This window comes from Pseudomonas sp. G3-39 (assembly GCF_054790485.1).
This window is the reverse complement of the sequence record NZ_CP186497.1, coordinates 496,762-520,113: the sequence shown is the minus strand read 5'-3', so window position 1 is coordinate 520,113 and position 23,352 is coordinate 496,762. Positions and strand designations below refer to the sequence as shown.

17 protein-coding genes and 2 tRNA genes are annotated in these 23,352 nt (G+C 61.3%); 5 read left to right on the top strand and 14 right to left on the bottom strand.

Annotated elements, in window-relative coordinates; all coding sequences use genetic code 11:
- Window positions 1–268: 268 nt before the first annotated feature.
- Window positions 269–1,033, bottom strand: coding sequence for a 23S rRNA (guanosine(2251)-2'-O)-methyltransferase RlmB (gene rlmB, locus ACOYXG_RS02310; RefSeq protein ID WP_003221131.1), 765 nt, complete (start codon window positions 1,031–1,033; stop codon window positions 269–271).
- Window positions 1,030–3,660: a ribonuclease R gene (rnr, locus tag ACOYXG_RS02305; protein ID WP_027611420.1), complete on the bottom strand. Its 2,631-nt coding sequence runs from the start codon at window positions 3,658–3,660 to the stop codon at window positions 1,030–1,032. Before rnr ends, rlmB begins: the two co-directional genes overlap by 4 nt.
- Window positions 3,661–3,885: 225 nt before the next feature.
- On the opposite strand from rnr, the gene ACOYXG_RS02300 reads away from it, so the two are divergent.
- The 4 genes from ACOYXG_RS02300 to ACOYXG_RS02285 all read left to right on the top strand — a co-directional run bounded on the left by ACOYXG_RS02300 (window position 3,886) and on the right by ACOYXG_RS02285 (window position 7,125).
- A tRNA-Leu gene (locus ACOYXG_RS02300) sits at window positions 3,886–3,972 on the top strand.
- 180 nt (window positions 3,973–4,152) lie between these two features.
- A tRNA-Leu gene (locus ACOYXG_RS02295) sits at window positions 4,153–4,239 on the top strand.
- Between the two features lie 310 nt (window positions 4,240–4,549).
- Window positions 4,550–5,560 carry an iron ABC transporter substrate-binding protein gene (locus ACOYXG_RS02290; protein WP_003221127.1) on the top strand — a complete coding sequence of 337 codons (1,011 nt, stop codon included), beginning with the start codon at window positions 4,550–4,552 and terminating at the stop codon, window positions 5,558–5,560.
- The gene (locus tag ACOYXG_RS02285; RefSeq protein WP_460355693.1) at window positions 5,560–7,125 is read left to right on the top strand and encodes an ABC transporter permease; all 1,566 of its coding nucleotides are present in this window, start codon (window positions 5,560–5,562) and stop codon (window positions 7,123–7,125) included. Before ACOYXG_RS02290 ends, ACOYXG_RS02285 begins: the two co-directional genes overlap by 1 nt.
- Before the next feature lie 100 nt (window positions 7,126–7,225).
- Here the strand turns inward: ACOYXG_RS02285 and ACOYXG_RS02280 are convergent, their stop codons facing one another.
- The 12 genes from ACOYXG_RS02280 to ACOYXG_RS02225 form a co-directional block, all read right to left on the bottom strand.
- Window positions 7,226–9,160, bottom strand: coding sequence for a methyl-accepting chemotaxis protein (locus ACOYXG_RS02280; RefSeq protein WP_183783700.1), 1,935 nt, complete (start codon window positions 9,158–9,160; stop codon window positions 7,226–7,228).
- 139 nt (window positions 9,161–9,299) lie between these two features.
- A complete protein-coding gene (locus ACOYXG_RS02275; protein ID WP_003221122.1) occupies window positions 9,300–10,589 on the bottom strand; it encodes an adenylosuccinate synthase in 1,290 nt (429 codons plus the stop codon).
- 54 nt (window positions 10,590–10,643) lie between these two features.
- Window positions 10,644–11,831 (bottom strand): ATP phosphoribosyltransferase regulatory subunit, encoded by a 1,188-nt coding sequence (locus ACOYXG_RS02270; protein ID WP_047600701.1) that lies wholly within the window; start codon window positions 11,829–11,831, stop codon window positions 10,644–10,646.
- A gap of 313 nt (window positions 11,832–12,144) precedes the next feature.
- Window positions 12,145–13,014 carry a protease modulator HflC gene (gene hflC / locus ACOYXG_RS02265; RefSeq protein ID WP_027611416.1) on the bottom strand — a complete coding sequence of 290 codons (870 nt, stop codon included), beginning with the start codon at window positions 13,012–13,014 and terminating at the stop codon, window positions 12,145–12,147.
- Window positions 13,014–14,189, bottom strand: coding sequence for an FtsH protease activity modulator HflK (gene hflK / locus ACOYXG_RS02260; protein WP_007967435.1), 1,176 nt, complete (start codon window positions 14,187–14,189; stop codon window positions 13,014–13,016). Before hflK ends, hflC begins: the two co-directional genes overlap by 1 nt.
- 96 nt (window positions 14,190–14,285) lie before the next feature.
- On the bottom strand, window positions 14,286–15,587 hold the full coding sequence (hflX, locus tag ACOYXG_RS02255; RefSeq protein ID WP_003221114.1) for a ribosome rescue GTPase HflX: 1,302 nt from the start codon (window positions 15,585–15,587) through the stop codon (window positions 14,286–14,288).
- A 12-nt stretch (window positions 15,588–15,599) separates the two neighbouring features.
- The gene (gene hfq, locus ACOYXG_RS02250) at window positions 15,600–15,860 is read right to left on the bottom strand and encodes an RNA chaperone Hfq (RefSeq protein ID WP_003221112.1); all 261 of its coding nucleotides are present in this window, start codon (window positions 15,858–15,860) and stop codon (window positions 15,600–15,602) included.
- Between the two features lie 94 nt (window positions 15,861–15,954).
- On the bottom strand, window positions 15,955–16,926 hold the full coding sequence (gene miaA, locus ACOYXG_RS02245; protein ID WP_096794765.1) for a tRNA (adenosine(37)-N6)-dimethylallyltransferase MiaA: 972 nt from the start codon (window positions 16,924–16,926) through the stop codon (window positions 15,955–15,957).
- Window positions 16,926–18,824, bottom strand: a complete 1,899-nt coding sequence (mutL, locus tag ACOYXG_RS02240; protein WP_225138893.1) for a DNA mismatch repair endonuclease MutL — start codon at window positions 18,822–18,824, stop codon at window positions 16,926–16,928. Before mutL ends, miaA begins: the two co-directional genes overlap by 1 nt.
- Before the next feature lie 5 nt (window positions 18,825–18,829).
- Window positions 18,830–20,209, bottom strand: a complete 1,380-nt coding sequence (locus ACOYXG_RS02235; protein ID WP_371260346.1) for an N-acetylmuramoyl-L-alanine amidase — start codon at window positions 20,207–20,209, stop codon at window positions 18,830–18,832.
- A gap of 51 nt (window positions 20,210–20,260) precedes the next feature.
- The gene (gene tsaE / locus ACOYXG_RS02230; protein WP_098966932.1) at window positions 20,261–20,731 is read right to left on the bottom strand and encodes a tRNA (adenosine(37)-N6)-threonylcarbamoyltransferase complex ATPase subunit type 1 TsaE; all 471 of its coding nucleotides are present in this window, start codon (window positions 20,729–20,731) and stop codon (window positions 20,261–20,263) included.
- Window positions 20,719–22,218: an NAD(P)H-hydrate dehydratase gene (locus ACOYXG_RS02225; protein WP_460355685.1), complete on the bottom strand. Its 1,500-nt coding sequence runs from the start codon at window positions 22,216–22,218 to the stop codon at window positions 20,719–20,721. The genes tsaE and ACOYXG_RS02225 overlap by 13 nt, the downstream gene beginning before the upstream one ends.
- Window positions 22,219–22,281: 63 nt before the next feature.
- Between ACOYXG_RS02225 and queG the strand changes: the two genes are divergently transcribed.
- Window positions 22,282–23,352 carry a tRNA epoxyqueuosine(34) reductase QueG gene (gene queG, locus ACOYXG_RS02220; RefSeq protein ID WP_096794762.1) on the top strand — a complete coding sequence of 357 codons (1,071 nt, stop codon included), beginning with the start codon at window positions 22,282–22,284 and terminating at the stop codon, window positions 23,350–23,352.

The following is a 23,352-nucleotide window of genomic DNA, read 5'->3' as shown; positions in this document are numbered from 1 at the left end:
CAAGGAGTGAATGACACTTATGGACTTGCTGGCGCGGGGCACATGCGTGCCTGCCGTCACAGCAAGGGGCGCAATTGTAGAGAAGGGACTGCGCAGGTGCAAGGCAATTGGTGATTATTTGAACAACCACCGATCTTCGACCTGACACAAAACACTGTGGGAGCGAGCCTGCTCGCGAATGCGATATATCAGGCAACATTATTGTCAGCTGACACACCCCTTTCGCGAGCAGGCTCGCTCCCACATTTGAACCGATTTCAGCTCAAGACTACTTCTTCGCGGCAGCTTTGGCCTTGGCGCCGCGTTGACGCTGCGCTTCGAACAGGCACACACCGGTGGCCACGGACACGTTGAGACTGCTGACGCTGCCGGCCATCGGCAGGTTCACCAGATAGTCGCAGTGCTCGCGAGTCAGGCGACGCATGCCTTTGCCTTCGGCGCCCATGATCAGGATGGTCGGGCCGGTCAGGTCCTGGTCATAAATGCTGACCTCGGCCTCACCCGCCGTGCCGACCACCCACAGACCGCGCTGCTGAAGCTTTTCCAGAGTGCGCGCCAGATTGGTCACCGCCACCAGCGGAATCACTTCCGCCGCGCCGCAGGCCACTTTACGCACCACCGGCGTCAGGGTTGCCGATTTGTCCTTGGGCACGATCACCGCCAGCGCGCCGGCAGCATCCGCCGACCGCAGGCAGGCGCCGAGGTTGTGCGGGTCGGTCACGCCGTCGAGCACCAGCAACAGCGGTGCGCCTTCGGTGCGGTCGAGCAGCTCGTCGAGCATCGCCTCGCCCCAGACCTGGCTCGGACTGACGTCCGCGACCACGCCCTGGTGCACGCCTTCAACCCAGGCGTCCATTTCGCGGCGCTCTGCCTGACCGATCTGCACACGATTTTCGTTGGCCAGCTCGATCAGGGTCTGCACGCGCGGATCGTTGCGGCTTTCGGCCAGCCAGATCTGCTTGACGCGTTTCGGGTGGTGACGCAGCAACGCTTCTACCGCGTGAACGCCGTAGATTTTTTCCAACTGACTCATGACTTCGCCTTCGGTTTACGCGACCCGCCACTTTTGGCTGGAGCCGAACCCGCTTTCGGCGGGCCTTTACGGTGTTTGCTCGGTTTGGCTGGCTTGCCGCCGACGGCCTTCTCCGGCGCCGACCGTCCGGTCTTTCCCCCAGACGCCGCTTTACCACCGCTTTTGGCTTCGGCCAGCAAGGCCTTCTTCAATTCACGGCTTTTGCGCAGCTCGGCGTTTTTCGCCACGGCATCGCTCGGGCGATAGGCCTCGACGGCTTTTTCCTTGGCCGGACGACGGCTGGCGGTTTTCGCCGGAGCCTTGTCTTCCACAGCCTTGCTCGCAGGTGCTGCGGTATCGGCGCCACGTTTCTTGCGACCGATCGGCGCGCTGATGGTTTTTTCTGCCATCTCGAAGTCGATCTTGCGCTCGTCGAGGTCGACGCGCATCACGCGCACTTCAACGGTATCGCCGAGACGGAAGCTGCGACCGGTGCGCTCGCCCGCCAAGCGGTGATGCACAGGGTCGAAGTGGTAGTAGTCGCCCGGCAGCGCGGTGACATGCACCAGGCCTTCGACGTAGATATCAGTCAGCTCGACGAACAGGCCAAAACCGGTCACGGCGGTGATAACGCCCGGGAACGATTCGCCCACACGATCTTTCATGAACTCGCACTTGAGCCAGTTCACCACGTCGCGGGTGGCTTCGTCGGCACGGCGCTCGCTCATCGAGCACTGCTCGCCGAGTTGCTCCAGCGCCGCTTCGTCGTAGGGATAGATGCGCGCCTTCGGAATGGTCATCGCCCCGGCACGACGAACGTGCGGAGTGTCCTGTTTCGAATGGATCACGCTGCGGATGGCGCGGTGCGTGAGCAGGTCCGGGTAACGACGGATCGGCGAGGTAAAGTGGGTATAGGCCTCGTAATTCAGGCCGAAGTGGCCTTCGTTCTGGGCGCTGTACACCGCCTGACTCAGGGAGCGCAGCATCACGGTCTGGATCAGATGGAAATCCGGACGGTCCTTGATGCTCGCCAACAGGGCCTGATAGTCCTTCGGCGACGGGCCGTCCTTGCCTTTGTGCAGGGACAGGCCGAGCTCGCCGAGGAACGCGCGCAGCTTTTCCAGACGCTCCGGTGGCGGACCGTCGTGGACACGGTACAGCGCGGGGATTTCGTGCTTCTTGAGGAATTCGGCGGTGGCCACGTTGGCCGCCAGCATGCATTCCTCGATCAGCTTGTGCGCATCGTTGCGGGTGGTCGGACGGATTTCGGCAATTTTGCGCTCGGAACCGAAGATGATCCGGGTTTCCTGGGTTTCGAAATCGATCGCGCCACGCACGTGACGGGCAGCCAGCAACACTTTGTACAGCGCATAGAGCTGCTTGAGGTGCGGCACCACGTCGGTGTATTCGCCGCGAAGCTTGCGCGCTTCGGTGGCTTTCGGGGTTTCCAGCATCGCGCTGACCTTGTTGTAGGTCAGGCGGGCGTGGGAATGGATCACCGCTTCATAGAAGCAGTAGTCGGTCATTTCGCCGGACTTGGAGATGGTCATCTCGCAAACCATGGCCAGACGATCGACGTGCGGGTTCAGCGAGCACAGGCCGTTGGACAGCTGTTCAGGCAACATCGGCACCACGCGCTCGGGGAAATACACCGAGTTGCCGCGTACCTGGGCTTCGTTGTCCAGCGCCGAACCGATCTTCACGTAGCTGGAGACGTCGGCAATCGCCACGTACAACTTCCAGCCGCCGGAGAACAGGCGCAACTTGCCCGGCTTGGCTTCGCAGTAGACCGCGTCGTCGAAGTCGCGGGCATCTTCGCCGTCGATGGTGACGAACGGCAGATGGCGCAGGTCGACACGCTTCTCTTTGTCTTTCTCTTCGACTTCCGGCTTGAGCTTGGCGGCTTCTTTGAGCACCGCTTCAGGCCAGACGTGCGGAATGTCGTAGGTACGCAGCGCGACATCGATTTCCATGCCCGGCGCCATGTAGTTGCCGACCACTTCGACCACATCGCCTTGCGGCTGGAAGCGCGGCGTCGGCCAGTGGGTGATTTTCACCTCGACGAACTGACCGATCTGCGCGTTGGCGTTGCGGCCTGGCGTAACCAGCACTTCCTGCTGGATCTTCGGGTTGTCGGCAACGACGAAACCGATACCGCCCTCTTCGAAGTAGCGACCAACGATGGTTTCGTGGGCACGGGACACCACTTCGACGATCACGCCTTCACGGCGACCACGACGGTCGAGACCCGAAACGCGGGCCAGCGCACGATCGCCATCGAATACCAGACGCATCTGCGCCGGGCTCATGAACAGGTCATCGCTGCCGTCGTCCGGCACCAGGAAGCCGAAACCGTCACGGTGACCGCTAATGCGGCCGAGGATCAGGTCGAGCTTGTCCACCGGCGCATAGGTGCCACGGCGGGTGTAGATCAATTGAGCGTCGCGCTCCATGGCGCGCAGGCGGCGGCGCAGGGCTTCGATCTGGTCTTCTGTGGTCAGACCAAACTCTTCGACCAGTTGCTCGCGGGCAGCAGGCGAACCCCGATCGGCGAGATGCGCCAGGATCAGTTCGCGGCTGGGAATAGGGTTTTCATATTTTTCCGCTTCACGAGCGGCCTCGGGATCGAGGGACTGCCAATCGGCCATTAGAGAGTTTTCACCTTGTCTATATGCGGGTTAGTTTGGCATAGGCGCCATCAAACGGGAAATTTCCGACTATATAAGGCCCTTCTGGAGCCTTGTATCGACGCCTGAAAGCCCTTTTGAACACCGCTGGTAAAAAAATTCATTTTTTTTGCTGACAGGGGTTTACAGTTAAAAAGGCGCTCCGTATAGTGCGCGCCATCGACGACGTACGCACGTTGACGAGATGCCCAGGTGGTGAAATTGGTAGACACGCCAGCTTCAGGTGCTGGTGACCTTACGGTCGTGGAAGTTCGAGTCTTCTCCTGGGCACCAATTTCGAGTTTGAGACTAGATCAGTTTCAAGGCTCACACAAAACCCGCGAAAGCGGGTTTTTTGCATTCTAAGGAACGGGTTTGTTAAAACTGATTAATTAAAATTAAATCAGGGGTTTACAGATCAAAAAGCGCTCCGTATAGTGCGCCACATCAACAGCGGCAACGCTCGCGATGAATGCCCAGATGGTGAAATTGGTAGACACGCCAGCTTCAGGTGCTGGTGACCTTACGGTCGTGGAAGTTCGAGTCTTCTTCTGGGCACCAATTCAAACTCAAGGTTACGACGTTGAGTTTCCCAAAAACCCGCGAAAGCGGGTTTTTGCGTTTCTGGCTTCCAGAAATCCTGAACGCCTTACTCGACATTCGATTGCACCCATGTAGGAGCTGCCGAAGGCTGCGATCTTTTGATCTTGCTTTAAAAGACAGAATCAAAAGATCGCAGCCTTCGGCAGCTCCTACCTTTCAGCGAGTGTGCCGTACCAGACCTGGCGGCGTCCCGCAAGGCGCACTTGAGAAACAATATCGTTTATCATTGTTGCAAGTTTTTGCAATGCGACAGTGAGGAACCCTGCGAATGATGTTTCGAAATACCCTGCGCCGCGGCTTGACCTTCACCCTGCTCGGCCTGGCACTCGCCACTCCCCTCACCCAGGCAGCCGATGCGGTTTCCCTGACGCTCTACAACGGTCAACACAAAGAAGTCGGCGATGCGATCGCCAAGGCTTTCGAGGCCAAGACCGGCATTCACGTCAACGTACGCAAGGGCAGCAGCAACCAGCTCGCCAGCCAGGTCATCGAAGAAGGCGACCGCTCCCCCGCCGACGTGATCTACACCGAAGAATCTCCCCCACTGAACAACCTCGGCGAACAAGGTCTGCTGGCCAAGACTGACGACGCCACGCTGGCCGTACTGCCCAAGCAATACGTCGCTGGCAACGGCACCTGGATCGGTGTCACCGCGCGGGTTCGCGTAGTTGCCTACAACCCGAAACTGGTCGATGAGAAAGACCTGCCGAAGTCGGTGATGGAATTCTCCGATCCGAAGTGGCAGGGCAAAGTCGGTTTCGTCCCGACCAGCGGCGCCTTCCAGGAACAGGCCGTGGCGATCATCAAGATGCACGGTCGCGACGCCGCCGAAGAATGGCTGACCGGCCTGCGCGCTTTCGGCAAGACCTACAGCAACAACATGGTCGCCCTCAAAGCCGTGGAAAACGGCGAAGTCGCCACGGTGCTGGTGAACAACTACTACTGGTTCGCCCTGCAGCGTGAGAAAGGCAAACTCGACTCGAAACTGCATTACTTCACCGGCGGCGACGTCGGCGGACTGATCACCGTATCCAGTGCTGCCGTGCTGAAATCCAGCAAACATCCAAAAGAAGCCCAGCAATTCCTTGCCTACATGGCCAGTGAGGAAGGCCAGCGCGTGATCACTCAGACCACCGCCGAATACCCGCTGCACAAAGGTATGGAATCGGATCGCGGGCTCAAGCCGTTCAGCGAACTGCAAGCGCCAAACGTGACCCCGGCCGATCTGGGCAACGCCGAAGAAGCCTTGGACCTGGAACGTGAAGTTGGCCTGAACTGATGGCCACATCGTTATCCGCCCCCGCCGCGCGCGGGGGTTTCGTACCACGACGCAAGCGGCCGTCAATCTGGCTGGTGCTGCCGGTCTTATTGCTGGTGGTCATGAGCCTGTTGCCTCTGGCCTATGTCGGCCTGAAAGCCTGGCAGGCCGGTTGGGCCGAAGCGCTGCACTTGTTGTGGCGCCCGTACGTTTTCGGTCTGCTGCGCAACACCCTGGCGTTGATGGTCGGCGTAACGCTGACTTGCGGCGTGATCGGCCTGTCACTGGCGTGGCTGCTGGAGCGCAGCAATCTGCCGGGACGACGCCTGTGGGGGGTGATTCTTTGCCTGCCATTTGCGGTGCCGGCGTTTGTCAGCAGCTTCACTTGGGTGTCGTTGAGCGCGCAGTTCGAAGGCCTCGGCGGGGCGATTCTGGTGATGAGCCTGTCGAAGTATCCGCTGATCTTTCTGCCGGTCGCGGCGACCCTGCGCAACCTCGATCCGTCCCTTGAAGAATCCGCCCGCACCTTGGGACAGAATCGCTGGGGCGTGTTCTTCCGCGTCACCCTGCCGCTGCTCTGGCCATCGCTGCTGGCCGGCTCGCTGCTGATTGCCCTGCACATGCTGGTCGAGTTCGGCGCGCTGTCGATCATCGGCCTGCAAACCTTCACCACCGCCATCTACCAGCAATTCGAACTGGAATTCAGCAACGCCAATGCAGCGATGCTTTCGGCGGTGCTGCTCGCGCTATGTCTGATGCTGTTGTGGCTGGAGCTGCGTGTACGCGGCAAGGGTCGCCATGTGCGCACCGGCCAGGGCGCAGCGCGGCAGGCTGAACAAGTACGCCTGGGGCGGTGGGCGGTTGTCGGTCAGCTGTATTGCCTGCTGCTGGCGATCGTCGGCAGCGGGATTCCGCTGGGCATGCTCGCGTACTGGCTGGCGGTCGGCTCTTCGGCAGCCTTCCCGGTCGCGGCGATCACCGAAGCCCTGCTGTCTTCGCTGGCCTTGTCGTTGGGTGGCGCAGCGCTGTGCCTGCTGCTGGCGGTGCCGGTCGGGCTGCTGGTGGTGCGTTACAAGGGCCAATTGGCGATCTGGGCGGAGCGCTTGCCGTATCTGCTGCATGCGTTGCCAGGCCTGGTGATCGCGCTGACGCTGGTGTATTTCGCCCTGCACTACGTGCCGGCGCTGTACCAGACCTCGGCGTTGCTGCTGATCGCTTATGCGCTGCTGTTTCTGCCATTGGCACAGGCGCCGATTCGCACGGCACTGAACAAGGCTGCGCCGCAGCTGGAGGAAGCGGCACGCACATTGGGGGCATCGTCATTCACCGCGTTTTGCCGGGTGACCCTGCCGATCATTTTCCCGGCACTGGGTGCGGCGTTTGCGCTGGTGTTTCTGGATGCGATGAAGGAATTGACGGCGACGCTGCTGCTCAGTCCGACCGGGCTTAATACGCTGGCGACCGAGGTCTGGGCGCATACGGCAAATGTCGAGTTCGCGGCGGCAGCGCCTTATGCGGCGTTGTTGATTGTGGTGTCGGGGTTGCCGGTGTATCTGCTGACGACGCGGATGTATCTGAGCCGCTGAAATCGCCTTCGCGAGCAAGCCCGCTCCCACAGTTTGACCGAGTCCCACCAGAGGAATGCGATCGAATGCGGGAGCGAGCCTGCTCGCGAAGGGGGAAACATCAGGCCCTGAACTGTCCCAGACTGGCCTTCAGCTGCGCCGCCAGCCCATCCAGTACCTTGCCACTGGCCGTGGTTTCCACCACCGCCTGCGCCGCTTTCTCGGCTTGGGCATGAATCGTTTCGACCCGCCCACGCACTGCCTGCGCGCCCTGCGCCTGATGCGCCGCTGCCTGGGTTGCCAGACCGATCGCCGCATGCACCTGCTCGACCGAGGCCTGCACCGACTGCTGCAACCGTGCGCTGTCGCGCAACACCAGCAAACCTTCGCTGGCCTGACGCCCCGCCTGGCCGATCGCTTCTACCGCCTCACGCGCACCCTGCTGCAAAGCGACGATGTGCGCCTGAATGTCACCGGTCGAGCTTTGCGTCTTGCTCGCCAGCGCGCGCACCTCGTCCGCGACCACGGCAAAACCGCGGCCGGTCTCACCGGCCCGCGCCGCTTCGATCGCCGCATTCAGGGCCAGCAGGTTAGTCTGCTCGGCGATGCCATGAATCACCGTCAGCACCACTTCGATCTGTTCGCTCTGCTGCGCCAGTCGCTCGATGACTTTCGCCCCGGTATCAACCTGCCCTGCCAGCGCCTCGATCAGGCTGCCGACTTTCGCCGAGGTACGAGTGTTTTCATCGGTGGCCTGACGAATATCCACCACCTGCTTCAACGCAGCCTGCATGGCATGGCTTTCCGACTGCGCCTCATCAGCCATTTGCGACAGCGCGCGCAGGCTTTCCGCCACTTCGTCACGCTGCATCCCGGCCGCTGCGTCGGCACCGGCATTGCGCAGGGTCATGGCGCCGATTTCCACACCGGTCCGCTGGGCCACGTCGCCCGCCTCACGCACGATCGGCTGCAACTTATCCACAAAGCGATTGACCGCCGAGGCCATGTCGCCGATCTCGTCCTTGCTGTTGATCTGCACGCGCTTGGTCAGGTCGCCCTCGCCTGCCGCCAGATCGTCCATCGCCGCATTGAGCATCTTCAAACGATTGACCACCCGGTGCCCCAGCACCACCGCCAGCAACAGCAGCACGCCGCAACCGACGAGTGCCAGGCCCATACCGATGCGCCAGCGCAAGGTCGCGGCGGCTTCCTGCACGGTGCTGCGGGTATTGGCTTTCATCTCGGTCGCGGTGGATTGCGCCGACTGCAGGCGCGCCTGCATTGCCGTCGCGCTATCGGCAGCGGCACCCTTGAGACTGTCGCCGACCAGTTGATCGCTGCTGGCGATCAGCGCCGAGAAGCGCTGGTCGAGCGCCGCCAGATCGGTGTCCACCGAAGCCGTCGATACGCCCATCAGCACCTTGCCGATTTCCACGCCGTTGGGATTGATCGAGGCCTCGAGGTAGTAGACCGACGGATCGTTTTTCGCCGCGTCCAGCACTTTATCCAGCGCGCGTTCGCCCTGGCCCTTTTCCAGCAAGGCCTTGTTGATCGGGTTTTCGCGGTTGAGATAACGCGTCAGGTGCTGTCCGGTGGCATCGTCGTAAACCACGAACAACACGTTGGGATTGCGCTGGGCGCGACGAGCAAATTCGGACAGGGTCGGCACGTCGCTGTCCCACATGGCGCGCGGCGCCACCGAGGCGAGCAACTGAGCCATGTCATTGGCCGAGTCCTTGAGATCTTTTTCCAGTGTCGTACGCAGTTGCGCCTGCTCTTCCTTCAGACGGGAAGACAGGCCGGCGGTCAGGCGCTGCCGGGTACTTGAGGAAAGGTTATCGAGGCTTGAGGTGACCTCGCGCCCGGCCTGCTCCAGTTCGCCGGAGAGCTTTTGGCTGTCAGCGCCCAGACGAGCGCCGAGATCGGCTTCCAGCGCCGTGACCGTGCTTCGTGTCAGGGCGACTGCCACCAGCACTTGCACCAAAAGGGCGATACCAAGGGTAACGAACACGGGCCGCAACAAACGGCTTTGTAACAGTGAGAGAACGGCCGACACTGTGAATCCCTCTACTTCTGACGCCATTAATTTGATGGCACTCTTGTAGGAAGATTTACAGCAAAGGTCATGCCGTCCAACAGGCATAAACGACAAAGGCCCCGATTAAGGGACCTTTGTTTTTTACATCAACGACTTATCAAGCGAACGGATGACGCAGAACGATGGTTTCGTTGCGATCCGGGCCCGTCGAAATAATGTCGATCGGCGCGCCGATCAACTCTTCAACGCGTTTGATGTAGGCACGAGCGTTAGCTGGCAGCTCTTCCAGGGTTTTGGCACCCACGGTCGATTCGGTCCAGCCCGGCACTTCTTCGTACACAGGCTGCAGGCCCACGTAGCTGTCAGCGTCGGTCGGCGCCACGGCATTGCCTTGCGCGTCCTTGTAGCCGGTGCAGATGTTGATGGTTTCCAGACCATCGAGTACGTCCAGCTTGGTCAGGCAGATGCCCGAGATGCTGTTCACATCGATAGCGCGACGCAGGATGACGGCGTCGAACCAGCCGCAACGACGGGCACGGCCGGTAGTCGCGCCGAACTCGTGACCTTGCTTGGCCAGATGCGCACCCACGTCGTCGAACAGCTCAGTCGGGAATGGACCCGAACCGACGCGAGTGGTGTAAGCCTTGGTGATGCCCAGGATGTAGTCGAGGAACATCGGGCCAACGCCCGAACCGGTCGCCACGCCACCGGCGGTGGTGTTGGAGCTGGTCACGTACGGGTAGGTACCGTGGTCGATGTCGAGCAACGAACCTTGGGCGCCTTCGAACATGATGTCTTTGCCGGCGCGACGCAGGTCGTGCAGCTCGGCAGTCACGTCGAGCATCAGCGGCTTGAGCAGCTCGGCGTATTCCTTGCACTCGGCCAGGGTCTTTTCGAACTCGATGGCCGGCTCTTTGTAGTAACCGACCAGCATGAAGTTGTGGTAATCCACCAGTTCACGCAGCTTGTCTTCGAAGCGCGGCATGTTCAGCAGGTCGCCCACGCGCAGGCCACGACGGGCAACCTTGTCTTCGTAAGCCGGGCCGATGCCGCGACCGGTGGTACCGATCTTCAGCTCGCCACGGGCTTTTTCACGGGCCTGGTCCAGCGCCACGTGGAAGGACAGGATCAGCGGGCAGGACGGGCTGATACGCAAGCGCTCGCGCACCGGTACGCCTTTCTCTTCCAGCTTGGTGATCTCACGCAGCAGGGCGTCAGGTGCAACCACCACGCCGTTGCCGATCAGGCACTGCACGCCTTCGCGCAGCACGCCCGACGGGATCAGGTGCAAGACGGTTTTTTCGCCGTCGATCACCAGGGTGTGGCCAGCGTTGTGGCCACCTTGGTAGCGCACTACGGCGGCAGCATGTTCGGTCAGCAGATCAACGATCTTGCCTTTGCCCTCATCACCCCATTGGGTGCCCAGGACTACGACATTCTTACCCATAACACTTGTCCTCATTCGCGCAAACTTGGTGCCGGCGATGGCCGGCAGGAAAACTCAAGAAGCCAGTGGCGATACTTGCCAAAGCCCGTTCTGCTGAATCAATTGCCGGTCGCAGTCCGCATCACGGGCGGCGGCCAAAGGTTGTCCAGGCAATGCCTGAACGACACGCTGACCCTCACTGCGCAACTGGCAAACCTGCTGCCAGAGTGCCGCATCCGTACTGTCAGGCATCCAGATACCGCCAGACGGTAGCTCGATCTCAGCACGCCCCAGGGTCACCAGGGTTTTCAAATCGGTAGAGAAACCGGTCGCCGGACGGGCACGACCGAAGTCGGCGCCGATGTCGTCGTAACGACCGCCCTGAGCGATGGACTGGCCCACGCCCGGGACAAACACCGCGAACACCACACCGGTGTGGTAGTGGTAGCCGCGCAGCTCGCCCAGGTCGAAGTACAGCGGCAACTCCGGGAAACGCGTCGCCAGACGATCGGCGATCTCCAGCAAATCTTCCAGCGCCGCCAGCACCGGCGCCGGTGCATTGGCCAGACGCTCACGGGCCGCACTCAGTACCTCACGGCCGCCACACAGGTCGACCAATGCCCGCAGCATGCCGGACAGATCGGCCGGCAGGCCTTCGGTCAAGGTAATGACCTCGTCGATGGCCTTGCGTTGCAACGCATCAAACAACTGCTGCTCGACTTCACCGGACAGACCGGCGGCACGCGCCAGACCACGGTAGATGCCGACATGGCCAAGGTCCATGTGCACATCCGGCACATCGGCCAGTTGCAGCATGGCCAGCATCAGGCTGATCACTTCAACGTCGCTGCTCGGGCTGGCATCGCCGTACAGCTCGGCACCCAGTTGAATCGGACTGCGCGAGGACGACAGTGCACGCGGCTGGGCATGCAGCACGCTGCCGGCGTAGCACAAGCGGCTAGGGCCTTCGCGACGCAGGGTATGCGCATCGATGCGCGCCACTTGCGGCGTGATGTCGGCACGGAACCCCATCTGCCGACCCGACTGCGGGTCGATGACCTTGAAGGTACGCAGATCCAGGTCCTGGCCCGCACCGGTCAGCAGGGATTCCAGGTACTCGATATGGGGAGTCACGACAAACTCGTAACCCCAGCTCTGGAACAGATCCAACACCTGACGACGCGCGACTTCAATGCGCGCCGCTTCCGGTGGCAGTACTTCTTCGATGCCATCTGGCAGCAGCCAGCGGTCTACCGTTGCCATTACGCCATTCCCCTTTGATCCGGGCGGCCAGCCTGCGGGCGAGCCTTGAGTGAAGCAGAAAATGACCGATCCGTTCAAAACGCACGCGCATGAACGACGCGGCGAAAGGCCTGTTACCGGCTTCGCCCATCACTTTCCTCGAAAAACGCTCGGGCCATTCAACCCGATGCCTGCAACAAAAAACAGCAATCAAACGTGCAGACGCAAAAAAGCCGGGAATTTCCCGGCTGCCGCATCATACACACGTTTTCCCAAAGGATCACCCCGCCCGAAGTTTTAGCCGCCGGGCGGAATGATTCAGGTCAACGTCGTATCAAGGCTTGGACTTTTCCAGGTAACGGAAGAAGTCGCTGCTTGGGTCGAGAACCATGACGTCGGATTTGTTCGCGAAGCTTTCACGGTAGGCACGCAGGCTACGGTAGAAACCGTAGAACTCCTGATCCTGGCCGTAGGCCTTGGAGTAGATCGCAGCGGCCTGGGCATCGCCATCACCGCGAATCTCTTCGGACTCACGATAGGCTTCAGCCAGCAGCACGCGGCGTTGACGATCGGCGTCGGCACGGATGCCTTCGGCCAGCTCGTTACCCTTGGCGCGGTGCTCGCGAGCTTCACGCTCACGCTCGGTGCTCATACGTTCGAACACGCTGCGGTTCACTTCTTTCGGCAGATCGATGGCCTTGACCCGGACATCGACGACTTCGATACCCAGCTCTTTTTCCGCCATCTTGTTCAGCGACGCGGTGATGTCAGCCATCAGCGCATCACGCTCACCCGACACCACTTCGTGCAGGGTGCGCTTGCCGAACTGGTCACGCAGACCGGATTCCAGACGTCGGGACAGACGCTCGTCGGCGATCTGCTTGAGGCCGGAAGTCGCGGTGTAGAAGCGCTCGGCATCTTTCACCCGCCACTTGGCGTAGGCATCGACCATTACGGCTTTCTTTTCCAGGGTCAGGAAGCGCTGTGTCGGTGCATCCAGCGTCATCAGACGTGCGTCGAATTTACGCACCTGGTTAACGTAAGGCACTTTCACATGCAGGCCCGGCTGGACATCGGCCTGAACCACACGACCGAATTGCAGCAGCACCGCGCGCTCGGTCTGAGCCACGATATAGAAGCAGTTCCAGCCCACCAGCACCACGACAACGCCAACGATCAGGGCGATCAGCGATTTATTGCTCATCAGCGGGTCTCCCTTGTACGTGTCTGCGGCAGGTCAGTGACATGCGGCGCGACGTCCGTGTTGTTGCTGGCGGCGGCAGAACCGGTTACCGGTGCATTGCTGCCCGAACTGTTCTGGATCATTTTGTCCAACGGCAGGTAAAGCAGGTTGCTCTGGCCGTTTTTGTTGCCGGTCACGAGTACCTTGCTGGTATTGCTGAAGACTTCCTGCATGGTGTCCAGGTACAGACGCTGACGGGTGACTTCAGGGGCCTTGCGATACTCGGCGACCAGTTTGGTAAAGCGATCCGCCTCACCCTTGGCGCGCGAAACCGTTTCGTCGCGGTAACCGTTGGCATCCTCGAGGATACGCTGGGCCTGACCACGGGCTTCCGGCACGACACCGTTGGCGTAGGTTTCCGCCTGGTTGCGCGAACGCTGCTCGTCTTCACGGGCGCGGATCACGTCGTCGAAGGCTTCCTGCACTTCACGCGGTGCCGCTGCGCTCTGTACGTTGACCTGAGTGACGGTGATACCGGTGCGATAGGTATCGAGGAAACGTTGCAGACGCTCCTTGATTTCGCTGGCCATCAATTCACGACCTTCGGTCAGCACCTGGTCCATGGCGGTTGAACCCACCACGTGGCGCAGGGCGCTGTCGGTCGCATGCTGCAGGCTGATTTCCGGCTGATCGACGTTCAGCACGAAGTCCTGCAGGTTGCTGATCTTGTACTGCACGGTCAGCGGCACTTCGACGATGTTCTCGTCTTCGGTCAGCATCTGGCCCTGCTTGGTGTAGGCACGCTCACGCGTGACGTTTTCCATGTACTTCTTGTCGATCGGCGGGAAGTAGATGTTCAGGCCGGGGCCGACAGTCTCGTAGTACTTGCCGAAGCGCAGCACCACGGCTTGCTCCTGCTCGTCGACCACATAGACCGCGCTGTACAGCCAGACAGCCGCCAGCACGACGAGGCCGATGCCGAGCAGACCGCCGAAGCCGCCACCACTCCTGCCCGAACCACCGCCGTCATCACCACCGCGTTTCTTACCACCACCGAACAACCCGTTCAGGCTTTCCTGCAGCTTTCGGAAGGCCTCGTCGAGATCCGGTGGCCCCTTGCGGTCGCCGTTATTGCGGCGCTTGCCACCCCAAGGATCCTGATTATTCGAGTTGCCACCCGGCTCATTCCAAGCCATAGCGCTCTCCATCTGATAAAGCAAAGACGCACCCACGGCGCGCCGACCAATGCTACAGAATGCCTGCCGTTGCGGCACAACCGCTTTGCCAGGCTTTTATTGCAAAGTGTGTTGCTCGATGAATTCCATCGGCTGCAATCCTTCGCGGCTTACCAGTCGATTCAACTCGACACGGGGCAAACGAACGGCCAGCAGGCAGATGCCTTCTTCGTCATGCTCTTCTTTCTGTACCGCACCGAGTTCGAAGAACTGCGCACGCAGTCGAGCGAATCGTTGCGGCAAGCGCAATGTCCCCACAAACAAATCACTGCCCAGCAACTCGGCAATGGCTTGTTCAAGCAATTCCAGACCCGTGCCATCGCGCGCCGACAGCCAGACCCGCTGCGGTTTGCCATCGGCATCGCGCTGGATCTGTGGCTCAACGCCTTCAAGCAAATCGAGTTTGTTGTATACCTCGAGGATCGGCAAGTCCTGGGCTCCGATCTCGCCCAGTACCACCATCACCTGCTCGATCTGCAACATGCGATCCGGTTCGGCCGCATCGATCACGTGCAACAGCAGGTCGGAATTGCTCGACTCTTCGAGCGTAGACCGAAATGCCTCGACCAGCTTGTGCGGCAAGTGCCGAATGAACCCTACCGTGTCCGCCAGAACGATCGGCCCCAGGTCGTCCAGTTCCAGACGGCGCAGGGTCGGGTCGAGCGTGGCGAACAACTGGTCGGCCGCGTATACCTCGGACTTGGTCACGTTATTGAACAGCGTGGATTTGCCGGCGTTGGTATAGCCCACCAGAGACACGGTAGGGATATCCGCGCGGGAACGGCCGCGTCGCGATTGCTCGCGCTGGCTGCGCACTTTTTCCAGACGACCCTTGATCTGACGCAGACGAACCCGCAGCAGACGCCGGTCGGTTTCGAGCTGGGTTTCACCCGGGCCACGCATGCCGATACCGCCACCCTGACGCTCAAGGTGAGTCCAGCCGCGAACCAGGCGGGTGCTCATGTGATCAAGCTGGGCCAGTTCTACCTGGAGCTTGCCTTCATGGGTACGGGCGCGCTGAGCGAAGATATCGAGAATCAGGCCGGTACGGTCGATCACGCGACACTCGAAAACACGTTCGAGGTTACGTTCCTGACTGGGCGTGAGAATGTGATTGAAAATCACCAGATCAGCCTTTTCGGCATGGACCAGGTCGCGTAATTCCTCGACCTTGCCGCTGCCAATCAGGAATTTGGCGGTTGGCCGATGACGCGGTACGTTAAAAAACGCAACGGTCTCGGCGCCCGCCGAATTAGCCAATTCCTGAAACTCCTGCGGATCTTCGCGCGCCTCAGGGTCCTGACCTTCCAAGTGAACGAGGATGACTCGCTCACCACCACCGTGGCGCTCAAAGAACAAAGGAGACTCCTATCAGGCGTTACCTGGCTCAGCGTCACCTGCATCGGATTCGGTTGCGCTAGGCAGACGAATTGGACGTACTGGCACGACTGTCGAGATAGCGTGTTTGTAAACCATCTGGCTGACGGTGTTTTTCAGCAGGATAACGAACTGGTCGAACGACTCGATCGTGCCTTGCAGTTTGATACCGTTGACCAGGTAGATGGAAACCCCAACTTTCTCTTTACGTAAAGTATTCAAGTAAGGGTCTTGTAGCGAATGCCCTTTTGACATGTGCCGCACTCCTTTAAGGATTCAATAATAAAAATAGGTAATTCAGATGGCTTTGGCCGCCACACCCCCAAGGATAGACGGCAATTGCAAGGACTCAGCTCAATATGGAGATGGTCCCAAGGTATTTCAAGGCGCGTGGCAGATTGTCGCAATCAAGACTGTCCAGCCAGTGCAGTTCTTCCCAGCTGCGCAGCCAGGTGAACTGGCGCTTGGCCAATTGACGCGTGGCAATGATGCCGCGTTCCTGCATTTCAGCTAACGACAGCTTGCCATCCAGGTAGTCCCAGACTTGGCGGTAGCCTACCGCACGTATAGACGGCAACCCGGAATGCAGGTCACTTCTTTTACGCAGGGCTACGACCTCGTCGATGAACCCCTGTTCCAGCATATTTGTGAATCTTTGTTTAATGCGCTCATGCAGTACCTGGCGATTTGCCGGAGCAATGGCCAAGTTCGCGACAGTATAGGGCAATTGTTGCCGTCCCGAAGCGGCTGCTTCAGTACTTTGCGCAGATTGTTGCTGACGCAGGGCAGTCATGCTCTGACCGCTGACCCGATAAACCTCCAGCGCCCGACTCAGGCGCTGCGGATCGTTCGGATGAATGCGTGCCGCCGACACCGGATCGATGCTCGCCAGCTGATCGTGCAGGGCTTGCCAGCCAAGGCGTGCAGCCTCTTCTTCGATCTGCGCACGGACCTCGGGATCCGCCGCCGGCATGTCCGCCAGGCCATCAACCAACGCCTTGTAATAGAGCATGGTGCCGCCAACCAGCAGCGGAATTTTCCCGCGTGCGGTGATTTCAGCCATGGCTTGCAGGGCATCGCGGCGGAAATCCGCAGCCGAATAGGCCTCGGCCGGATCGAGAATGTCGATCAGCCGGTGCGGAAACTCGGCCAGTAGTTCTTTCGATGGCTTGGCGGTGCCGATGTCCATGCCGCGATAGACCAGCGCCGAGTCGACGCTGATCAGCTCGCACGGCAGCACCTTGGTCAGCTCGATGGCCAGGTCGGTCTTGCCCGCAGCGGTCGGGCCCATCAGGAAAATCGCTGGAGGAAGCTGGCTCATCAACGACCGCGCAGGAACAGTTTGTCCAGATCGTCCAGGCCCAGTTGGGTCCAGGTCGGTCGGCCATGGTTGCATTGACCGCTGCGTTCGGTGTTTTCCATGTCGCGCAGCAGGCCGTTCATTTCCGGCAGGGCCAGGCGCCGGTTGGCACGGATCGCGCCGTGGCAGGCCATGGTGCCGAGCAGTTCGTTCAGGTGCGCCTGAATCCGGTCGCTGGTGCCGTATTCCATCAGGTCCGACAGCACGTCACCCACCAGACGATTGGCCTCGGCCTGCTTGAGCAGCGCCGGAATCTGGCGGATCGCCAATGTTTCCGGGCCCAGGCGCTGTAGCTCGAAGCCCAGACGCTGGAACCATGCGGCATGTTCTTCAGCGCAATCGGCCTCTCGCTGACTGACCGCCAGCGACTCCGGCACCAACAGCGGCTGACCGCTGAGACCTTCGCTGGCCATGGCGATTTTCAGGCGTTCGTACATGATCCGCTCGTGCGCGGCATGCATGTCCACCAGCACCAAACCCTGAGCATTCTCGGAGAGAATGTAGATGCCCTTGAGCTGCGCCAGCGCGTAACCGAGCGGCGGAATGTCTTCCTGGCCGGCTGGCAGCGCGTTGGCATTCGCTTCCGGCAACGGTGCGAAGAACTCGCGGTAAGCAGCTTGTGCCTCGGCGGCCGGCACAGCCGACTGCGGACGCGGCGTGTACTGATACTGATAAGCGCCACCAGCGCTGGCGCCCGACGAAGTATTGAACGCCGGTTGCGCCTGCGGCTGTTCCAGCAGCGCGTTGGCCGCCAGACGCATTTCGCCCTGCGGGCCGAATTCACCGGCCTCGATACCGGTTGGACGCACCACGGCTGTGGTGACAGAGCCGGCCAGTTGATCTTCCGGACGCACATCGCCCAACGCGCGGTGCAATGTGCCGTAAAGGAAGTCATGCACCATGCGTCCGTCACGGAAGCGCACTTCGTGCTTGGTCGGGTGCACGTTGACGTCCACCGCCGCCGGATCGACTTCGAAAAACAGCGCGAAGGTCGGATGACGACCGTTGAACAGCACATCGCGATAAGCCTGACGCACCGCGTGGGCCACCAGTTTGTCGCGTACCGCACGGCCGTTTACGAAGAAATACTGCAAGTCCGCCTGGCTGCGGTTGAAGGTCGGCAACCCGACCCAGCCCCACAAGTGCAGGCCATTGCGCTCGATCTCGATCGGCAGCGCCTGTTCGAGGAAGCCCGAACCACAGATCGCCGCCACACGCCGAGCGCGGGCTGCATCATCGTGGGCCTCGTGCAGGCTGAGGATGGTCTTGCCGTTGTGGCGCAGATGGAAGGCCACGTCGAAACGCGCCAGCGCCAGACGCTTGATCACTTCTTGCAGGTGATCGAATTCGGTTTTTTCGGTCTTGAGAAACTTGCGCCGCGCCGGCGTATTGAAAAACAGGTCGCGCACTTCCACCGAGGTACCGACCGGATGCGCCGCCGGCTGCACCCGAGGCGCCATGTCGCGACCTTCGGTTTCAACCTGCCAGGCCTGATCAGCATCGCGGGTGCGCGAGGTCAGGGTCAGGCGCGCCACGGAGCTGATCGACGCCAGTGCCTCACCACGGAAGCCCAGACTCATCACCTGCTCCAGATCTTCGAGGTTGCGAATCTTGCTGGTGGCGTGACGGGCCAAAGCCAGCGGCAGGTCATCGGCGGAAATGCCGCTGCCATCGTCACGCACCCGCAGCAGCTTGACGCCACCCTGCTCGACATCGACATCGATGCGCTTGGCACCGGAGTCGAGACTGTTTTCCAGCAACTCCTTGATCACCGAAGCCGGGCGCTCGACCACCTCGCCGGCGGCGATCTGGTTCGCCAGCCGCGGGCTGAGCAGTTCGATGCGTGCGGCGTTCAACACCTGATTCATTCTTTGGACGCCAGTTCGGTGCCGGGAATGGTCAGGTGCTGGCCGATCTTCAGCTCATCGCTACTGAGGTTGTTGGCACTGCGCAGCGTCGCGGGGGACACCTGATAACGCACGGCGATCATCGCCAGCGTCTCGCCCGGGCTCACGCGGTGATCGCGCGGGCCTTGGGCGATCTTGCCGGAGTCGCGCAGCCAGGCGATGTAGGTGCCCGGTGGCGGATTCTGCTGGAAGAACTGGCGCACGCCGCTGCTGATCGAACGCGCCAGCGCCTGCTGGTGGCTTGAAGCCGAGAGCTTGTTCGCTTCGTTGGCGTTGGAGATGAATCCGGTTTCGACGAGGATCGACGGGATGTCCGGCGACTTCAACACCATGAACCCGGCCTGCTCCACGCGCTGCTTGTGCAACGGAGTCACGCGACCGATGTTGGTCAGGACTTTCTGGCCGACGTTGAGGCTGGAGGTCAGCGAAGCGGTCATCGACAGGTCAAGCAGCACGCCGGCGAGCATGCGGTCCTTGTCGTCGAGGCTGACGTTGCCGGCACCACCAATCAGGTCAGAACGGTTTTCGCTGTCGGCCAGCCAACGGGCAGTTTCCGACGTCGCGCCGCGATCAGACAGGGCAAACACCGAGGCACCGAAGGCTGCCGCAGACGGCGCAGCGTCGGCGTGGATCGAAACGAACAGGTCGGCGCCCTTCTTGCGGGCAATTTCGGTACGGCCGCGCAACGGGATGAAGTAGTCGCCGGTACGGGTCAGTTCGGCGCGGAAACCTTTCATGCCGTTGACCTGACGCTGCAGCTCGCGGGCGATCTGCAGCACCACGTCTTTCTCACGCTGGCCGCGCGAGCCGGACGCACCCGGGTCTTCGCCGCCGTGACCGGCGTCGATCACCACAATGATGTCGCGCTTGCCAGCCGGGGCCGGTGGCAACTTGATCGCCGGTTCAGACGGTGTCACCGGCACTGCCGGCACGGTGGCGACCGATGGCGTCGGGGCTGGCGGCGGCGCGGCATCGGCCGGGTTGTCGAACAGGTCGACCACCAGACGGTTGCCATATTGCGCGTTCGGCGCCAGCGAGAAACTTTTCGGGGTGACGGCTTTTTTCAGGTCGATGACCACTCGCAGATCGGTCGGCGTGCGCTGGGCCGAGCGCATCGCGGTGATCGGCGTGTTAGCAGTCGAGACCTTTAACGGCGCCCCCAGGGTGGCGCCATTGATGTCGATCACCAGCCGATCCGGTGCGGTCAGGGTGAAGACGCTGTGCTGCACCGGGCCACTCAGGTCGAAGACCAGTCGCGTGTTGTCCGGCGCCCGCCACAGGCGCACGCTGTTGACCTTTGTCTCGGCCACAGCGTTGACGGTTACTGCCATCAACATCAGTCCAACGGCAGCCACCAACGCGCGAAAGCGCATACCTAACCCCATCATTTAATTGGATTCCAATGCCAAAGCGGCACACCAGGCCTCGCCACGCGAGCCCTGGGATAAAATTTTCAGCGAACGCCCGCTGTCTTGCGGGCTAATGGTAATGGTCAGGTCAGGCTTTGGCAAAAAGCCTGCACCTTTATCGGGCCACTCGATCAGGCACAGGGCATCGTCTTCGAAATAGTCGCGGATGCCGAGAAACTCCAGCTCCTCCGGATCGACCAGGCGATACAGGTCGAAGTGGAAGGCACGCACGTCGCCGATCTCGTAGGGTTCGACCAGGGTGAAGGTCGGACTTTTTACCGCGCCGACATGCCCCAACCCACGAATGATGCCCCGCGACAGGGTGGTTTTGCCCATGCCCAGATTGCCTTCCAGGAAAATCAGGCCGTGGCCCTGGGTAATGCGGGCGATCCGTGCGCCAAAGTCGCTCATGGCCTGTTCATCGGCCAGGTACAGGGTTACTTCAGACACGGTGCATGCTCCTCCAACAACTGACGAATGACTGGAATCAGATCACTGGCCGCCAGTCCACGGCCGAATTTACCTTGTTGCGCGCCGGCATTGGCGTGCAGCCAGACTGCCAGGCACGCGGCATCGAAGCCGTTCATACCCTGCGCCAACAGCGCCCCGGTCAAGCCGGCGAGCACATCACCCAAGCCAGCAGTGGCCATTGCCGGATGGCCTTGATGACACAGCGCCAGACGCCCATCGGGGTGGGCGATCAGGCTGCCGGCGCCTTTGAGCACGACGACGGCCGAGTATTTTTTGCTCAACGCCCGCGCGGCGGCCGGACGATCTGCCTGCACCTCGGCAGTGCTGATCCCTAACAGGCGCGCCGCCTCGCCCGGATGCGGGGTGATCACGCATTCCTTGGGCAGACTGACAAATCCGCTCGCCAGCAGATTCAATGCGTCGGCGTCCCACACCTGTGGCAGCGGCGCATTGGCGGCAGCGGACAACAGTGCCCGCCCCCAACTCGCCTGTCCGAGTCCCGGACCAACCACCAGCACCGAAACCTTTTCCAGCAGCCCCATCAACTGATTGGCCGACGACGTGCCGAGCACCATGACTTCCGGCATCCGCGTCAGCGCTGCCGTGACATGTTCCGCACGGGTTGCCAGCGACACCATGCCCGCGCCGCTGCGCAAGGCCGTTTCGCTACTGAGCAGAATCGCCCCGCCAAAACCCTGATCGCCACCGATCAGCAGCAAATGCCCGAAGCGCCCTTTGTGTGCCGCGGGCGCACGCGGGGCCAATCGTGGAAGATTAGCCGCCGAGAGACGCAGAGCGCTGACAGGAATGTCACGGTAGATGTCGGCGGCGGCTTGCAGATCGTTAAACACCAACGCCCCGACCTGATCCGCCGCATCCCCGGTGAACAGGCCGAGCTTCAAGCCGATGAAAGTCACGGTAAGGTCAGCGTGAACCGCAATGCCGAGGACATGTCCAGTATCGGCAGACAGCCCGGAAGGAATATCCACCGCCACCACCGGCAGGCCACTGGCATTGATCGCCTTGATCGCAGCGGCATACGGCTCACGGACATCGCCGGCCAGCCCGGTGCCGAGCAAGGCATCGACAATCACCCCGCGCAGCTCGCTTTGCGCAGCCCAGCTCTGCACGGCGACGCCATCGCTGATGGCCTGCGCATAAGCCTGCGCCGCGTCGCCCTGCAAGCGTTGCGGATCACCGACTGCGAGCACCCGCACCGCCCACCCGGCCCGGTGCGCCAGCGCGGCGATCAGAAAACCATCGCCGGCGTTGTTGCCATGCCCGGCAAGCACAGTCATTTCGCTCGCCGACGGCCATTGCCGCACCAATGCGCGCCAGGTCGCGTGCGCGGCGCGCTGCATCAATTCGAAGCCCGGCGTACCCGCAGCGATCAGCCGCGCATCGAGTGCTCGCACCTGTGCGGCGCCATACAGCGCGTCGGGTAATTGATCTTTCGTGTGCGGCATGCGTCTTCGGGCTCCGATGTCTGGCAGAATTATACGCACCTCAGCTCCGGTTTCTCTCGCCTCATGTCCGCCATCACCACAGATCTGCCCGCCCTCGCCCAATCGATCAAGGATTGGGGCCGCGAGCTGGGCTTCCAGCAAGTCGGCATCAGCGGTCTGGACCTGGCCGAGCATGAGCAGCACCTGGAGCGCTGGCTCGCCGCCGGCTACCACGGCGAAATGGATTACATGGGCGCCCACGGCAGTAAACGCTCGCATCCGGAGCAACTGGTTCCGGGTACGTTACGCGTGGTTTCGCTGCGCATGGACTACCTGCCCGGCGACACGCAAATGGCGCAAATGCTCGCGCAACCGGAGAAAGCCTACGTTTCGCGTTATGCCTTGGGCCGCGATTACCACAAATTGATCCGTAAACGTGTGCAGCAATTGGCTGACAGGATTCAATCCGAGATCGGCCCGTTCGGTTTTCGCGCCTTCGTCGACAGCGCCCCGGTGCTGGAAAAAGCCATCGCCGAGCAGGCCGGGCTGGGCTGGATCGGCAAAAATACCCTGGTGCTGAACCGCAAGGCCGGCAGCTATTTCTTCTTGAGCGAACTGTTTGTCGATCTGCCGCTGCCGGTGGACGAACCGCACAGCAGCGAACATTGCGGGCGCTGCACGGCGTGCCTGGACATCTGCCCGACCAACGCCTTCGTCGGCCCCTATGTGCTGGACGCCCGGCGCTGCATCTCGTACCTGACCATCGAGCTGAAAAACGCCATCCCCGAAGACCTGCGCCCACTGATCGGCAACCGCGTGTTCGGCTGCGACGACTGCCAGATCGTCTGCCCGTGGAACCGCTTCGCCCGCCCCTCCGGGGAAAGCGATTTCAAGCCCCGGCACAACCTGGACAACGCCGAACTGGCGGAGCTGTTCATGTGGGACGAGGACAAATTTCTCAGCAGCACCGAAGGCTCACCGCTGCGCCGCGCCGGTTACGAGCGCTGGCTACGCAATCTGGCGGTCGGGCTGGGCAACGCGCCGTCGAGCATTCCGGTGCTGGAGGCCTTGAAGGCGCGCCGTGATTACCCATCAGAGCTGGTGCGTGAACATGTTGAGTGGGCGCTGAAACAGCACGCTGAACGCCGTAATTGA

Bases quoted from the DNA above. Each gene is read 5' to 3' on its own strand.
- hflC (WP_027611416.1), bottom strand. From the start codon at position 13,014: ATGAGCAATAAATCGCTGATCGCCCTGATCGTTGGCGTTGTCGTGGTG.
- hfq (WP_003221112.1), bottom strand. From the start codon at position 15,860: ATGTCAAAAGGGCATTCGCTACAAGACCCTTACTTGAATACTTTACGT.
- ACOYXG_RS02290 (WP_003221127.1), top strand. From the start codon at position 4,550: ATGATGTTTCGAAATACCCTGCGCCGCGGCTTGACCTTCACCCTGCTC.
- ACOYXG_RS02235 (WP_371260346.1), bottom strand. From the start codon at position 20,209: ATGTTGATGGCAGTAACCGTCAACGCTGTGGCCGAGACAAAGGTCAAC.
- queG (WP_096794762.1), top strand. From the start codon at position 22,282: ATGTCCGCCATCACCACAGATCTGCCCGCCCTCGCCCAATCGATCAAG.
- hflK (WP_007967435.1), bottom strand. From the start codon at position 14,189: ATGGCTTGGAATGAGCCGGGTGGCAACTCGAATAATCAGGATCCTTGG.
- rnr (WP_027611420.1), bottom strand. From the start codon at position 3,660: ATGGCCGATTGGCAGTCCCTCGATCCCGAGGCCGCTCGTGAAGCGGAA.
- ACOYXG_RS02270 (WP_047600701.1), bottom strand. From the start codon at position 11,831: ATGGCAACGGTAGACCGCTGGCTGCTGCCAGATGGCATCGAAGAAGTA.
- rlmB (WP_003221131.1), bottom strand. From the start codon at position 1,033: ATGAGTCAGTTGGAAAAAATCTACGGCGTTCACGCGGTAGAAGCGTTG.
- miaA (WP_096794765.1), bottom strand. From the start codon at position 16,926: ATGAGCCAGCTTCCTCCAGCGATTTTCCTGATGGGCCCGACCGCTGCG.
- ACOYXG_RS02275 (WP_003221122.1), bottom strand. From the start codon at position 10,589: ATGGGTAAGAATGTCGTAGTCCTGGGCACCCAATGGGGTGATGAGGGC.
- ACOYXG_RS02285 (WP_460355693.1), top strand. From the start codon at position 5,560: ATGGCCACATCGTTATCCGCCCCCGCCGCGCGCGGGGGTTTCGTACCA.
- ACOYXG_RS02225 (WP_460355685.1), bottom strand. From the start codon at position 22,218: ATGCCGCACACGAAAGATCAATTACCCGACGCGCTGTATGGCGCCGCA.